The sequence below is a fragment of the Streptomyces sp. NPDC037203 genome (genome assembly GCF_055605065.1).
On sequence record NZ_JBVJUC010000019.1, the window covers coordinates 58,215 to 71,392 of the forward strand.

General features: G+C 72.1%; 15 protein-coding genes. 10 read left to right on the forward strand and 5 right to left on the reverse strand.

All coding sequences use genetic code 11. The annotated features are described in order from the left end of the window. Window positions 1-94 precede the first annotated feature (94 nt). The 8 genes from ACZ7EC_RS32290 (at window position 95) to ACZ7EC_RS32325 (ending at window position 7,666) form a co-directional block, all read left to right on the forward strand. A complete protein-coding gene (locus ACZ7EC_RS32290; protein WP_471068583.1) occupies window positions 95-694 on the forward strand; it encodes a TetR/AcrR family transcriptional regulator in 600 nt (199 codons plus the stop codon). Window positions 695-893: 199 nt separating this feature from the next. Beyond that, window positions 894-2,210, forward strand: coding sequence for an ABC transporter substrate-binding protein (locus ACZ7EC_RS32295; protein WP_471068586.1), 1,317 nt, complete (start codon window positions 894-896; stop codon window positions 2,208-2,210). A gap of 5 nt (window positions 2,211-2,215) precedes the next feature. After that, window positions 2,216-3,205 carry a carbohydrate ABC transporter permease gene (locus ACZ7EC_RS32300; protein WP_471068588.1) on the forward strand — a complete coding sequence of 330 codons (990 nt, stop codon included), beginning with the start codon at window positions 2,216-2,218 and terminating at the stop codon, window positions 3,203-3,205. 7 nt (window positions 3,206-3,212) lie between these two features. Further along, a complete protein-coding gene (locus tag ACZ7EC_RS32305) occupies window positions 3,213-4,052 on the forward strand; it encodes a carbohydrate ABC transporter permease (RefSeq protein ID WP_471068633.1) in 840 nt (279 codons plus the stop codon). Next, on the forward strand, window positions 4,049-5,449 hold the full coding sequence (locus tag ACZ7EC_RS32310; protein WP_471068591.1) for a GH1 family beta-glucosidase: 1,401 nt from the start codon (window positions 4,049-4,051) through the stop codon (window positions 5,447-5,449). The genes ACZ7EC_RS32305 and ACZ7EC_RS32310 overlap by 4 nt, the downstream gene beginning before the upstream one ends. Window positions 5,450-5,671: 222 nt before the next feature. Beyond that, a complete protein-coding gene (locus tag ACZ7EC_RS32315) occupies window positions 5,672-6,274 on the forward strand; it encodes a hypothetical protein (RefSeq protein ID WP_471068593.1) in 603 nt (200 codons plus the stop codon). Window positions 6,275-6,318: 44 nt separating this feature from the next. Then, a complete protein-coding gene (locus tag ACZ7EC_RS32320; RefSeq protein WP_471068596.1) occupies window positions 6,319-7,029 on the forward strand; it encodes a YcnI family copper-binding membrane protein in 711 nt (236 codons plus the stop codon). A 199-nt stretch (window positions 7,030-7,228) separates the two neighbouring features. Further along, complete coding sequence (locus ACZ7EC_RS32325; RefSeq protein ID WP_471068599.1) at window positions 7,229-7,666, forward strand: PPOX class F420-dependent oxidoreductase; 438 nt, start codon at window positions 7,229-7,231, stop codon at window positions 7,664-7,666. A gap of 35 nt (window positions 7,667-7,701) precedes the next feature. On the opposite strand, the gene ACZ7EC_RS32330 is transcribed toward ACZ7EC_RS32325, so the two are convergent. Then, a complete protein-coding gene (locus ACZ7EC_RS32330; RefSeq protein ID WP_471068602.1) occupies window positions 7,702-8,553 on the reverse strand; it encodes an alpha/beta fold hydrolase in 852 nt (283 codons plus the stop codon). A 102-nt stretch (window positions 8,554-8,655) separates the two neighbouring features. On the opposite strand from ACZ7EC_RS32330, the gene ACZ7EC_RS32335 reads away from it, so the two are divergent. Next, window positions 8,656-9,069, forward strand: a complete 414-nt coding sequence (locus ACZ7EC_RS32335) for a winged helix-turn-helix transcriptional regulator (RefSeq protein ID WP_471068604.1) — start codon at window positions 8,656-8,658, stop codon at window positions 9,067-9,069. Window positions 9,070-9,131: 62 nt separating this feature from the next. On the opposite strand, the gene ACZ7EC_RS32340 is transcribed toward ACZ7EC_RS32335, so the two are convergent. Beyond that, on the reverse strand, window positions 9,132-10,028 hold the full coding sequence (locus ACZ7EC_RS32340; RefSeq protein ID WP_471068607.1) for an NAD(P)-dependent oxidoreductase: 897 nt from the start codon (window positions 10,026-10,028) through the stop codon (window positions 9,132-9,134). A 133-nt stretch (window positions 10,029-10,161) separates the two neighbouring features. Between ACZ7EC_RS32340 and ACZ7EC_RS32345 the strand changes: the two genes are divergently transcribed. Next, a complete protein-coding gene (locus tag ACZ7EC_RS32345; RefSeq protein WP_471068609.1) occupies window positions 10,162-10,758 on the forward strand; it encodes a TetR/AcrR family transcriptional regulator in 597 nt (198 codons plus the stop codon). 13 nt (window positions 10,759-10,771) lie between these two features. Here ACZ7EC_RS32345 and ACZ7EC_RS32350 read toward each other — a convergent pair whose 3' ends face one another. The 3 genes from ACZ7EC_RS32350 to gnd all read right to left on the reverse strand — a co-directional run bounded on the left by ACZ7EC_RS32350 (window position 10,772) and on the right by gnd (window position 13,053). Beyond that, window positions 10,772-11,446 carry a TetR family transcriptional regulator gene (locus ACZ7EC_RS32350; protein ID WP_471068612.1) on the reverse strand — a complete coding sequence of 225 codons (675 nt, stop codon included), beginning with the start codon at window positions 11,444-11,446 and terminating at the stop codon, window positions 10,772-10,774. Window positions 11,447-11,578: 132 nt separating this feature from the next. Further along, window positions 11,579-12,172, reverse strand: a complete 594-nt coding sequence (locus tag ACZ7EC_RS32355; RefSeq protein WP_471068615.1) for a histidine phosphatase family protein — start codon at window positions 12,170-12,172, stop codon at window positions 11,579-11,581. A gap of 2 nt (window positions 12,173-12,174) precedes the next feature. Beyond that, window positions 12,175-13,053: a phosphogluconate dehydrogenase (NAD(+)-dependent, decarboxylating) gene (gnd, locus tag ACZ7EC_RS32360; RefSeq protein WP_471068618.1), complete on the reverse strand. Its 879-nt coding sequence runs from the start codon at window positions 13,051-13,053 to the stop codon at window positions 12,175-12,177. Between the last annotated feature and the right edge of the window lie 125 nt (window positions 13,054-13,178).

Sequence of the window (13,178 nt, forward strand, 5' to 3'; positions counted from 1 at the left end):
GCGTGGACCGCGGGCCCCTTAACGCAAGTCACCTTGCGATGAAAGCTACGCCCGCCCGAGGGGTAAAGCAAGTGACCCTGCGTTAGGGTGGGGCATGCCCTCGTCCGACCGGAACGCACCGCCCCTGCGCCGCCGCGGGGCCCGGATGCGCTCCGCCGTCCTCGCCGCCACCGTGGACGTCCTGGCCGCGCACGGGCTCGCCGGTACCACCGTCGGCGCCGTCGCCCGCGCCGCCGGAGTCCACGAGACCTCCGTCTACCGGCGCTGGGGGACCCGCGAGAACCTGATCCTGGACGCGCTGACCGAACAGCTCGACGCGGCGGTGCCGGTGCCGGACACCGGACGTGTCCGCGACGATCTCACCGCCTACTTCGGCACGCTGGCGCGGCTGCTCGCCACGGCACAGGGCGAGGCGCTGCTCCGGCTGAGCGTCGAACGCGACCACACCCTGCCGGACCGCCGCCTGCCCTACTGGACCGAGCGCCTCGAACGCGGCGCCGTCATGGTCCGCCGGGGCGTCGAACGCGGTGAACTCGCGCCGGACACGGACCCCGCTCTCGTCATCGAGGCCATCGGCGGCGCCCTGTTCACCCGTGCCCTCGTCAGCGGTGCCCCGCTCGACGAGGACTTCGCCGCGCGCCTCGTCGCCCTCGTCCTCGCCGGCGCCCTCCCGCGCACCCCGCCCGGCCCCTGACCCGCCCGCGCGCCCCCCGGACTGGAGAGCGCGGAGAACGCGAGGAACCTCCGCCGGATCCCTTGACGGCGCACGTCCGCGCCGGTTAACTCACGTCCTAAATTAAGACGTGAGGATCTTCGGAGGGTACCGGCCGGACCGGCCGGTACCGGGGCGCGATCCCGAAGGTGCTCGACGCCGGGAAGGGACACCTGGAGACATGCGCAGCATCCGAGCCGCGGCCGTCGGTGCCGTCACCCTCTCTCTCGCCCTCGCGGCGACAGCCTGCGGAGGCGGTTCGTCCACGGGGGGCGGGTCCGACGACGCGCCCAAGACGCTGACTTACTGGGCCTCCAACCAGGGCGCCAGCGTCGCCGTCGACAAGCAGGTACTCCAGCCCGAACTCGACAAGTTCCAGAAGCAGACGGGCATCAAGGTGAAGCTGGAGGTCGTGCCCTGGCCCGACCTGCTCAACCGGATCCTGACCGCGACCACGTCGGGCCAGGGCCCGGACGTACTGAACATCGGCAACTCCTGGAGCGCCTCCCTCCAGGCGAGCGGCGCGCTGCTGCCCTGGGACGCCGGGAACTTCGACAAGATCGGTGGCAAGAGCCGCTTCCTGCCGTCCGCGCTCGCCTCGACCGGCGTCAAGGGCAAGGACCCGGCCGCCGTACCCCTGTACGCGCTGGCGTACGCGCTCTACTACAACAAGAAGATCTTCGCCGACGCCGGGATCTCCCAACCGCCTGCCACCTGGGACGAGTTGATCGCCGACGGCAAGAAGATCAAGGCGAAGGGAATCTCCCCGCTGGGTGCCGAGGGCTCCAACGTGTCGGAGAACATCCACCACGTCTTCGTCTTCGCCAAGCAGCGCGGCGCCGACTTCTTCACCGCCGACGGCAAGCCGGACTTCACCGACCCCAAGGTGGTCGACGCGGTGCAGAGCTATGTCGATCTGATGGCCAAGGACCAGGTCATCCCCGCCGGGGACGCCGAATACGCGCAGAACCAGTCCGTCAGCGACTTCGCCAAGGGCCACCAGGCCATGCTGCTGTGGCAATCGGCCTCCGCCAACCTCGCCTCGCAGGGCATGAAGGACAGCCAGTACGGCGTCGCGCCCGTGCCGGTGCGCTCCGGCAGGCCCGGCCCCGGCACCCAGATCGACTCGATGGCCGCCGGCATCAACATCGCGGTCTTCCGGAACACCCACAACCTCGACGGCGCGACGCGGTTCGTGAAGTTCATGACCTCCGACGCCGAGCAGAAGATCCTCAACAAGGCCTACAGCTCCATCCCGCCGGTCATCAGCGCGCAGGGCGACCCCGCGTTCAACACCCCCGCCAACACGGTCCTGAAGAACACCCTCGCCACCAGCGCCGCCGCCCTGCCGCAGGTGCCCGACGAGTCGCAGTTCGAGACGACGGTCGGCACCGCCGTCAAGGACCTGTTCGCCGACGCCGCCGCCGGGCGCGCGGTGACCACCGCGTCGGTCAGGGCCGCGCTCCAGAAGGCCCAGCAGCAGATGCCGGCGGCGTAACGGCCATGACCACCCACACCCTTGAGGAGTCGGTGGCGAAGGCCCCTCCCGGTACGGCGGCGTCCCCGGCACGCCGCCGCGCCGGGAGGATCCGCCGCGCCGGGCTGCCCTACCTGCTGCTCCTGCCCGCCCTCCTCCTCGAACTCCTCGTCCATCTGGTGCCGATGGTCATCGGCATCGTGATGAGCTTCAAGGAACTCACCCAGTTCTACATCCGCGACTGGGGCACCGCCCCCTGGTCGGGCCTCGACAACTACCGCCTGTCGGTGGACTTCCACGCCCCCGTCGGCGAGGCCCTGCTGCACTCCTTCCTCGTCACCGTCGGCTTCACCCTGCTGTCCGTCGCCCTGTGCTGGCTGATCGGCACCGCCGCGGCCGTCTTCCTCCAGGACGCCTTCCGCGGCCGCGGCCTGCTGCGCGCCCTGTTCCTGGTGCCGTACGCGCTGCCCGTCTACGCGGCCGTCATCACCTGGGTGTTCATGTTCCAGCACGACAACGGCCTGGTGAACCACGTCCTGCACGACCAGCTGCACATCGGTGCCCGGCCCGCCTTCTGGCTCATCGGCGACAACAGCTTCTACGCCCTGCTGACCGTGTCGGTGTGGAAGGGCTGGCCGTTCGCCTTCCTCGTGGTGACGGCCGGACTCCAGAACATTCCGGGGGAGTTGTACGAGGCGGCCGCGCTGGACGGCGCCGGGACGTGGCAGCGGATCCGCCGCATCACGCTGCCCTCCCTGCGCCCGGTCAACCAGGTACTGGTCCTCGTGCTGTTCCTGTGGACGTTCAACGACTTCAACACGCCCTACGTGCTGTTCGGCAAGTCCGCCCCCGCGGCCGCCGACCTCGTCTCCGTGCACATCTACCAAGCCTCGTTCGTCACCTGGAACTTCGGCACCGGCTCCGCCATGTCCGTTCTGCTGCTGATCTTCCTGCTCGTGGTGACGGGCGCCTATCTGCTGGCGACCTCGCGGGGACGGAGAACCACCGATGCGTAACTCGCCGCTGGCGCCGCCGCGTTCGTTCCTGTGGACCCGGCGCGTCTTCCTCACCCTGCTCACCGGCTTCGTACTGCTCCCGGTGTACGTGATGGTGTCCAGCTCGCTGAAGCCGCTCGCGGACGTCTCCGGCAGGTTCCGCTGGCTGCCGAGCGGGCTGACGATCCGCCCGTACATCGACATGTGGTCCACGGTGCCGCTCGCCCGCTACTTCGTGAACTCCCTGATCGTGGCGGGTTCCGCGACGGTACTGTCCGTCGTCGTCGCGGTGTTCTCCGCCTACGCGGTCAGCCGCTACGACTTCCGGGGCAAGCGCGTCTTCACCGTCACCGTGCTGTCCACGCAGATGTTCCCCGGCATCCTCTTCCTGCTCCCGCTGTTCCTCCTCTACGTCAACATCGGCAACGCCACCGGCATCGCCCTGTTCGGTTCTCGCGGCGGCCTGATCCTCACCTACCTCACCTTCTCGCTGCCGTTCTCCATCTGGATGCTCATCGGGTACCTCGACTCGGTGCCGCGCGACCTGGACGAGGCGGCACTGGTCGACGGCTGCGGTCCGCTCGGCGCGCTGTTCCGGATCGTCGTACCGGCGGCGATCCCCGGCATCGTCGCCGTCGCCGTGTACGCGTTCATGACCGCGTGGGGCGAGGTGCTGTTCGCCTCGGTGATGACCAACGACACCACCCGTACCCTCGCCGTCGGCCTCCAGGGCTACTCCACCCTCAACGACGTCTACTGGAACCAGATCATGGCCGCCTCGCTGGTCGTCAGCGTGCCCGTGGTGGCCGGGTTCCTGCTGCTCCAGCGCTACCTCGTGGCCGGGCTGACGGCGGGGGCCGTCAAATGACCGGCAACACCCCGTATTCCGAAGGGACTTCCGTGTCCGAACGCATCGACCTCGCCGCACTCCCGGACGGCTTCCTGTGGGGCACGGCCACCTCGGCCTACCAGATCGAGGGAGCCGTCGCCGAGGACGGCCGGACACCCTCGATCTGGGACACCTTCTCCCACACACCGGGGAGGATCGCGGGCGATGACAACGGCGACGTCGCCTGCGACCACTACCACCGCCGGGGCGAGGACGTCGCCCTGATGCGCCGCCTCGGCCTCAACGCCTACCGCCTCTCCGTCGCCTGGCCGCGTGTCGTCCCCGGCGGCACCGGCGAGGTCAACCCCAAGGGCCTCGCCTTCTACGACGCGCTGGTGGACGACCTGCTCGCGGCGGGCATCACCCCCTCCGTCACCCTCTACCACTGGGACCTGCCGCAGACGCTCCAGGACCGCGGCGGCTGGCCGGAGCGGGACACCGCCCACGCGTTCGCCGCGTACGCCGACGCCGTGGCCCGGCGCCTCGGCGACCGCGTCAAGCTCTGGACGACCCTCAACGAGCCGTCCTGCTCGGCCTGGATCGGCCACTACGAGGGCACGATGGCCCCCGGCTGGACCGACCTGACCGCTGCGGTCCGCGCCTCCTGCCATCTGCTCCTCGGCCACGGTCTCGCCACCGAGGCCGTGCGCGCCGCCGTCCCGGACGCCCGGATCGGCATCGTCAACAACCTCTCCACCGTGCATCCGGCCACCGACCGGCCCGAGGACATCGCGGCCGCCCGCCGGCACGACGGCCATGTCAACCGCTGGTGGCTCGACCCCGTGCACGGCCGCGGCTTCCCGGCCGACATGGTGGAGACCTACGGCGTCGAACTGCCGCTGCGGGACGGCGACTTGTCGACCATCGCGGCGCCGCTGGACTGGCTGGGACTGAACTACTACTTCCCGGCCCATGTCACCGACGACCCCGAGGGCCCCGCGCCGTACGCCCGCAGCGTCCGCCGCGAGGGTGTGCCGCGCACCGCCATGGACTGGGAGATCGACCCCGGCGGCATCGAGACCCTGCTGCTCCGGCTCACCGAGGAGTACGGCGCCCGCGCCCTGTACGTGACCGAGAACGGCTCCGCCTTCCCCGACACGGTCCGCCCCGACGGCAGCGTCCACGACCCCGAACGCCAGGACTACCTCGAAGCCCACCTCGCCGCCTGCGCCTCCGCCGCCCGCCGGGGCGCCCCGCTGGCCGGATACTTCGCCTGGTCCCTGCTGGACAACTTCGAGTGGGCGTACGGCTACGACAAGCGCTTCGGCCTGGTCCACGTCGACTACCCCACCCAGACCCGGACCATCAAGGGCAGCGGCCACCGGTACGCGGAGATCGTGCGCGCGCACCGGGAGCGGGGGCGCAGCGCCGCCTGACCACGACCGCCGGGCGCCCGTCCTCCGACCGGCGCCCGGCCCCGCACCGGCCGACGCGTGCCGCCGCAGCCGCGCCGGTCCCGCGCCCCGGCGTACCCGCCCGTCGTTCACCCCCGCGTACCCGCGCCGCCCGCCCGCTCGCCGTCCCGCCTGCCCATCCGTCTCGGCCGAATGCCGCAGGCGCTGCGCGCGTCGCGTTCCACCGTGGGAGGATCGGGCGCTGTGAGTGCATCCCCGGTAGTGAGGGGCCTGCGGGCCGCGGTGTTCGCCGCGGTGTGCGTGCTGCTCGCCGCCGTCGGCCACGGCCTGGCCATGGGGGAGATGCCGTCGCTCCGCTGCGACGCGGCCGGTTTCCTCGCGGTCCTCGCGCTCGGCTGGACGCTGGGCGGACGGGAGCGGTCGGGGCCGGGGATCGGCGCGGCGATGCTGCTCACCCAGGCGGGGCTGCACCTGGGCTTCGACGCGGCCCGCACCGGCGCCCGCGCGGCCGACATGCCGGGCATGAATGACATGGCCGGTATGTCCGGAGCGGCCGTGCACGCGACGGCCGCGCACACCATGGCCCACGCCACGGCCGCCCACCTCCTCGCCGCCCTGGCCGCCTCCTGGTGGCTGCGGCGGGGCGAGGCCGCGCTGTGGACGCTGCTGCGGCGCACCGCCGCGCTGATCCCCGCCCTCCTCATCGGCTGGCGGCTCGCCCCGCTGCCCGCCTCCGCCGACCCGGTCCCGCGCGACCGGTCCGCCGGCGCCCCGCCCCGCCGGGCCCCGCTGCGGCACGCGGTCACCCGGCGCGGACCGCCCGCCCCGATCCCGTACCCGCTCTGACCCCTGACCCCTGTCACTCGTCACCGTACGGAGATCGACTCACCATGTCCGCATCACGCATCGCCCTGCGCCGCGCCGGCGCCGTCACCGCCCTCACGGCCGCCTCGGTCCTGCTCGCCGCCGGTGCCGCGTCCGCGCACGTCACCGTCCACCCGGAGAGCTACGCCAAGGGCGCCACCGACGGTGTGCTGACCTTCCGCGTGCCCAACGAGGAGGACCACGCCTCCACCAGCAAGGTCCAGGTCTTCCTGCCCACCGACCACCCCGTCCTCGGCGTGCTGGTCCACCCGGAGGGCGGCTGGACCGCCAAGGTGACCACCACCAAGCTGAAGACGCCGGTGAAGACCGACGACGGCACCATCACCGAGGCCGCGTCCGAGATCACCTTCACCGGGGGCAGGATCGAACCGGGGCAGTACCAGGACTTCAATGTCGCCTTCGGTGAACTGCCCGGAGACACCGACCAGTTGGTGTTCAAGACACTCCAGACCTACTCGGACGGCAAGGTCGTCCGGTGGATCGAGCAGCCGGCCTCCGGTGACGACGAGCCGGAGAACCCGGCCCCGGCGCTGAAGCTCACCGCGGACGACGCCTCGCCCGCCGCGGCCCCGGCCGAGTCGGCCGGTACGACCACCGCGAAGACGAGCGACTCCACCGCCCGCGACCTCGGCGTCGCCGGTCTGGTGGTCGGCGTCCTGGGCCTGGCCACCGCCGCGTTCGCGCTGATCCGGAGCAGGTCGGCGGCGCGGTCGTAAGCGCCGCCACCGCTGGGCGGCGGACACCCCTGGAGCTCCCGCCGCCTGGCCCGCCGACTGCCGCAGGGCTTGGCGGGCCGGGCGCGCCCTCCCGCTCGGGGAACGTCCCCCCGGCCGGCTCGCCGAAGCTGCTGCCCGCTGCCATCGGATGGTGGACCGCCGGGGAATGCGACCCGGACCACGGGCGGTTGATCCTCGCATGACCCAGGACTCCACGCAGGACGCGCTCCTCCCGCTGCTCTCCGAAGGACACGGCGGTGTACTCGTCACCCTCCGCCGCGACGGCCGCCCCCAGCTGTCCAACGTCAGCCATGCCTACGACCCGGACGAGCGGATCATCCGGATCTCCGTCACGGACGACCGCGCCAAGACCCGCAATCTGCGCCGTGATCCCCGCGCCTCGTACCACGTCACCAGCGGCGACCGCTGGGCGTACACCGTCGCGGAGGGCATGGCCGAGCTGTCCCCGGTCGCGCAGGATCCCCACGACGAGACCGTGGAGGAGCTGATCCGGCTCTACCGCGCGGTGCTCGGCGAGCACCCGGACTGGGACGAGTACCGCGCCGCGATGGTCCGCGACCGCCGGCTGGTCGTCCGGCTGCACGTCGCACGGGTGTACGGCATCCCCAAACGCTGAGGTGTGCCGGTGCCGGAGGCCGGACCCGGCCCTGCTCATGCCGCTTTCGCGTCCTCCCCGGCCAGGAACGGACGCAGCAGTGCGAGCAGAGCGCGCGGGCGGTGCAGCGGGATGATGTGGCCGCAGTCCTCGATGACGTGGCCGGTGAGATGGTCGGTGATCGGGCGGAGCTGGCGTTCCAGCGCGGCACCGACGGGCCGGGCGCCCAACGCCATCGTCGGCACCGTCAGGCGGGCGGCGGCGACCGCCCGTTCGATCTGTACGGCGCTCTCGGGCAGCGCCCGGTAGTACGAGAACGCGCGGCGCAGCGCCTGGCGGCCGGTGTATGCGCGGACGAAGGCGTCCCGGAGGGCGGGGCGCACTCCGTCGCCGAGCGTGCCGGCGCGCAGGAACCAGTCGACGTAGTCGGCCTCGTGGCCCTCCAGCACGGTCTCGGCGAGGCCGTGCGCCGCGGAATGGAAGCCGAACCACCACGGCGGCCCGTCGGCGAGGAATTCCCCGGCGCCGGGCAGCCTGCCGAGAAGGGACTCCATGACGACCAGGCGCCGGACGAGACCGGGACGGCGCAGGGCGAGGAGGAAGGCCGGCGCGGAGCCCGCGTCGATGCCGGCCACCGCGGCGGAGGACACGCCGAGCGCGGTGAGAAGCGCCGCCGCGTCCTCGGCCAGGGTGCCCGCGTCGTACCCGGAGGCGGCCGGGCTGCTCGCGCCGAACCCGCGCAGGTCCGGCGCGATGACGCGGTAGCGGCCGGACAGGTCGGCCATGACGTCCGTCCACAGTTCCCAGGTGTGCGGGAAACCGTGCAGCAGCAGGACGGCCGGGCCCGATCCGGCGAGAGCGACGTTCAGTTCGACACCGTTGACGGGGATGCGCCGCAGCTCGGGCATGGCGAGGCTCCAGAGGGAGGTGAGTGATGGTGACCAGGTCACGCTAGGGAACTATCCTGGTCCGTCCAAGACGGCACTTTCCCTTCAGGTGGTGAGCCCGGAGTGACCACATCGAGGCCCGGCGAGCCCGGTCGGCGGCCCGGCGAGCGGGGTGATCTGCTGGATCCGCACTGCCCGACCCGCCAGTTGCTCGACCGCGTCGGCACCAAGTGGACGTCGATGGCGGTCAAGGTGCTGGCCGGGGAGGCTCCGGACGAGCTCCGTTTCGCGGAACTGCGGCGCCGAATCCCCGGCATCTCGCAGAAGATGCTGTCCGTCACCCTGCGGAGCCTGGTCCGCGACGGTCTGGTCGCGCGCCGCGTGGAACCCACCGTGCCGCCCGCCGTTCACTACCGGCTCACCGAGCTGGGCCTGTCCCTCGAAGAACCGCTCTCCGCCCTGCGGGTCTGGGCCGAGACCCACATGCCGGAGATCGACCGCAACAACCGACTCGCCGACGAGTCGGCCCCCGGTTAGCCGGTCCGGTTCAGCGGGACCGATGGTCCGACGAACTCGAACGCCGTGGGACGCCCCTCACGTCATGCCCGCCCCACGCCCTGGGCCGCGCTCTCCGTGCGTGCCTCGATCGCCCTGAGGACGGCGATCATGTCCTGTCCGCCGTGCCCCTGCGCCACCGTCTCCTGGAAGAGGGCGTGGCAGACGTCGAGGAGCGGGGAGGCCAGGCGGGCCGTGCGGGCGGCCTCGGCGACGAGCCGGTTGTTCTTCAGTACGTCGAGCGCGGCCGCCTGTACCGCGAAGTCCCGCTCGCGCAGCTTGGGCGCCTTCATCCGGGAGACCGGGCTGGCCATCGGACCCGCGTCGAGGACGTCCAGGAACAGGCGGGGGTCCAGACCCTGCCGCTCGGCGAAGTGGAACGCCTCGGCCAGCCCGGTCACCAGGGTGATCAGGAACAGGTTGACCGACAGCTTCATCAGCAGCGCACCGGGCACCGCCCCGCACTCGAACGACTCGGCGCACATCGGCGCGAGCACCGGCCGTACCGCGTCCACGGCGGCCTGTTCGCCCGCGAGCATGGCCACCAGCCGCCCCTGTTCCGCGGGGACCCGCGATCCGGACACCGGTGCCTCGACGTAGCGGCCGCCGGCGGCGCGGATGTCGGTCTCCAGGGCGCGCGAGTACTCGGGGGACGTCGTGCCCATGTGGACCACGGTCCGCCCCGCGACCCGCGCTTCCAGCTCCGGGGTGCCGCGGCCGAGGACCGCGTCGAGGGCCGGCTCGTCGGCGAGCATCAGCAGCACCACCCCGGCCCGCGCGAACACCCCGGCGGCGTCCGCGGCGACCTCGGCACCGGCCGCGCGCAGCGGTTCGGTGCGGTGCGCGGTGCGGTTCCAGACCACCAGCGGCGTGCCGGCGGCCGCCAGGCGCAGGGCCATGGGCCCGCCCATCACTCCGAGACCGATGAATCCGACACGCACGGGAGCCGTCCTTCACTTGTGCCGACCGATTATGACAGTGGTCATAGTAGCGAGCGCTATGACGCCGGTCATAGAGTTGACCGGGAGAAGACCAGGGGAGAGTCGTCCTCGGGATGGGAGACGGAGGCGGGACATGGGCGAGCGGGAGCGCGGCCCGCGCGAGCGGATGGTGTTCAGCGCGGCCCAGCTCATCCGGCGCGACGGCGTGAACGCGACCGGCATGCGCGAGGTCGCCGCGCACGCCGGGGCCCCGCGCGGCTCCCTCCAGCACTACTTTCCCGGCGGCAAGGAACAACTGGTGGGCGAGGCCGTCGCCTGGGCCGGACGGTACGCGGGCAAGCGGATCGCCCGCTTCGTCGAGGGGCTGCCCGAGCCGCTGCCCAGCGCCCTGTTCGCGGCGATGGCCGCGCAGTGGACCGACGAGTACGACCGGGACGGCTTCGCCGCGGGCTGCCCGGTCGCCGCCGCCACCGTCGACCGCGCCGCCTCCGACGAGGCGACCCGCGCCGCCGCGGCGGCCGCCTTCACCGCCTGGCGGACCCCGCTCGCCGGGGCCCTCGCCGCCCTGGGTGTACCGGCGGACCGCTCCGGGTCCCTGGCCACGCTGATGATCAGCGCCCTGGAGGGCGCGATCCTGATGACACGGGCCGAGCAGGACGTACGGCCGCTGACCACGGTGGTGCGCGAACTGGGCCCGCTGCTCGACGCCGCCGTCACCCGGCCCGAGTGAGCCGGTCCGGCCGTCAGCGGCCGGCCGGTTCCGTCCCCCCGGCCGTGAGGTACGCGATCACCATGTCCCCGGCCATCCTGCGGTAGTGCCCCCGCCGCTCCGGAGCGGTCAGGTCCCGCCCGAACAGCGCGCCGAACGTACTCCGGCCGACCGTCCGGAAGAAGCAGAACGAGCTGATCACCGCGTGCAGGTCGACCGCGTCCACGTCCGTCCTGAACACCCCCGAGCGCTGCCCGGCGGCGAGGACCTCCCGCAGCACACCGAGCGCGGGGGAGCCGGTCGCGCCGAGCTCCCGCAAGGCCCTGAGGTGTTCCGCGCCCTGGATGTTCTCGGTACTCAACAGGCGGACGTAGTCCGGGTGTTGCTCGTAGTGGTCGAAGACCGTCTCGGCCAGGTGCCGGACCGCCGCGACCGGGTCCAGGCGGGCGACGTCCATTCGGTGCCCGGCGTCGCGCAGCGCGCCGTAGGCCCGTTCGAGGACGGCGGTGAACAACTGCTCCTTGCCGCCGAAGTAGTAGTAGATCATCCGCTTGGTGGTGCGGGTGCGGGCGGCTATCTCCTCCACCCGTGCGCCCTCGTAACCGGCCCGTGCGAACACGCGGGTGGCCACGTCGAGGATCTCGGCCCTGGTACGCGCGGCGTCACGCACCCGCCCGCCGGGTCGTACCGGTTCTTCGACGCTGGTCATCGGGGGTTCCTCAGGGCCTCGGTCCGCCGCGGTGGTGCGCTCGGGTGCCCCCGATTCTAGGACGCGAACATGACAGCGCGAATGCCGTGGGCCGGGTCACACGGGGTGACCCGGCCCACGGCGCGTGCGGTGCTACGGCCGCCGGTTCCACTCGGCGATCACGGGGTGCCCGTGCTCGGTGGACAGCCGGCTGACGGTGCCGGTGGCCAGCTGGAACAGCCGGCCCTCCGCGGGCGGCAGGCCCAGCCGGCGGGCCGTCAGGACCCGCAGGAAGTGGGCGTGGGCGACGAGCACCACATCGCCGCCGTCCCCGGCGAGCGCGGTCTCGACGCGGGCCAGCACCCGGTCCGCGCGGGCGCCGACCTCGGCCGGCGACTCGCCCGGATGCCCCTCGGGCCCCGGCGCCACGCCGTCGGTCCACAGATCCCAGCCGGGGCGGGTGCGGTGGATCTCGGCGGTGGTGATGCCCTCGTAGCCGCCGTAGTCCCATTCGTGCAGGTCGGGTTCGGGCTCGACGCCGGTCAGGCCCGCGAGGGCGGCGGTGCGCTGGGCGCGGCCGAGCGGGCTGCTCAGCACGAGCGAATAGGTCCGGCCGGACAGGAGCGGGGCGAGGGACTTGGCCTGTTCCTCGCCGTGGTCGGTCAGGGGCAGGTCGGTGTAGCTGGTGTGCTGTCCCGACCTGCTCCACTCCGTCTCCCCGTGGCGGACCAGCAGAAGGTCCGCCACGGTCAGCCCTTCTTCTCGACCGCGTGGCCGCCGAACTGGTTGCGCAGCGCCGCGATCATCTTCATCTGCGGCGAGTCGTCCTGCCGGGAGGCGAACCGGGCGAACAGCGAGGCCGTGATCGCCGGGAGCGGCACCGCGTTGTCGATGGCCGCCTCGACGGTCCAGCGGCCCTCGCCGGAGTCCTCCGCGTACCCGCGCAGCTTCTCCAGGTGCTCGTCCTCGTCCAGCGCATTGACCGCGAGGTCGAGCAGCCAGGAGCGGATGACCGTGCCCTCCTGCCAGGAGCGGAACACCTCGCGGACGTTCTCCACGGAGTGCACCTTCTCCAGCAGCTCCCAGCCCTCGGCGTACGCCTGCATCATCGCGTACTCGATGCCGTTGTGGACCATCTTGGAGAAGTGCCCGGCGCCGACCCGGCCCGCGTGCACATAGCCGTACGGGCCCTCCGGCTTGAGCGCGTCGAAGATCGGCTGGAGCCGGTCCACGTTCTCCTTCTCGCCGCCGACCATGAGCGCGTAGCCGTTCTGCAGGCCCCACACACCGCCGGAGACGCCGGCGTCCACGAAGCCGATGCCCTTGATGCCGAGCGCCGCGGCGTGCTTCTCGTCGTCCGTCCAGCGGGAGTTGCCGCCGTCGATCACCGTGTCGCCGGGCTCCAGCAGGTCGCCCAGCTCGTCCACGACGGTCTGGGTGGCGGTGCCGGCCGGGACCATCACCCACACATGGCGGGGTGCGTCCAGCTTCTCGACCAGTTCGGCGAGGCTCTTGACGTCGGAGACCTCAGGGTTGCGGTCGTAGCCGATGACGGTGTGGCCGGCGCGGCGGATCCGCTCGCGCATGTTGCCGCCCATCTTGCCGAGACCGATGAGACCGAGCTGCATGATCAGTTCTCCGATGCGTTCTTGAGAGTGCGGTAGGCGGCGACGAGGGCCGTGGTGGAGGGGTCGAGGCCGGGGACCTGGGTGCCTTCGGTGAGGGCGGGTTCCACGCGTTTGGCGAGGACCTT

Excerpts from the sequence above, each read along its gene's own strand:
- ACZ7EC_RS32295 (WP_471068586.1), top strand. The coding sequence starts at position 894 with ATGCGCAGCATCCGAGCCGCGGCCGTCGGTGCCGTCACCCTCTCTCTC.
- ACZ7EC_RS32290 (WP_471068583.1), top strand. The coding sequence starts at position 95 with ATGCCCTCGTCCGACCGGAACGCACCGCCCCTGCGCCGCCGCGGGGCC.
- gnd (WP_471068618.1), bottom strand. The coding sequence starts at position 13,053 with ATGCAGCTCGGTCTCATCGGTCTCGGCAAGATGGGCGGCAACATGCGC.
- ACZ7EC_RS32325 (WP_471068599.1), top strand. The coding sequence starts at position 7,229 with ATGACCCAGGACTCCACGCAGGACGCGCTCCTCCCGCTGCTCTCCGAA.
- ACZ7EC_RS32330 (WP_471068602.1), bottom strand. The coding sequence starts at position 8,553 with ATGCCCGAGCTGCGGCGCATCCCCGTCAACGGTGTCGAACTGAACGTC.
- ACZ7EC_RS32345 (WP_471068609.1), top strand. The coding sequence starts at position 10,162 with ATGGGCGAGCGGGAGCGCGGCCCGCGCGAGCGGATGGTGTTCAGCGCG.
- ACZ7EC_RS32350 (WP_471068612.1), bottom strand. The coding sequence starts at position 11,446 with ATGACCAGCGTCGAAGAACCGGTACGACCCGGCGGGCGGGTGCGTGAC.
- ACZ7EC_RS32320 (WP_471068596.1), top strand. The coding sequence starts at position 6,319 with ATGTCCGCATCACGCATCGCCCTGCGCCGCGCCGGCGCCGTCACCGCC.
- ACZ7EC_RS32310 (WP_471068591.1), top strand. The coding sequence starts at position 4,049 with ATGACCGGCAACACCCCGTATTCCGAAGGGACTTCCGTGTCCGAACGC.
- ACZ7EC_RS32300 (WP_471068588.1), top strand. The coding sequence starts at position 2,216 with ATGACCACCCACACCCTTGAGGAGTCGGTGGCGAAGGCCCCTCCCGGT.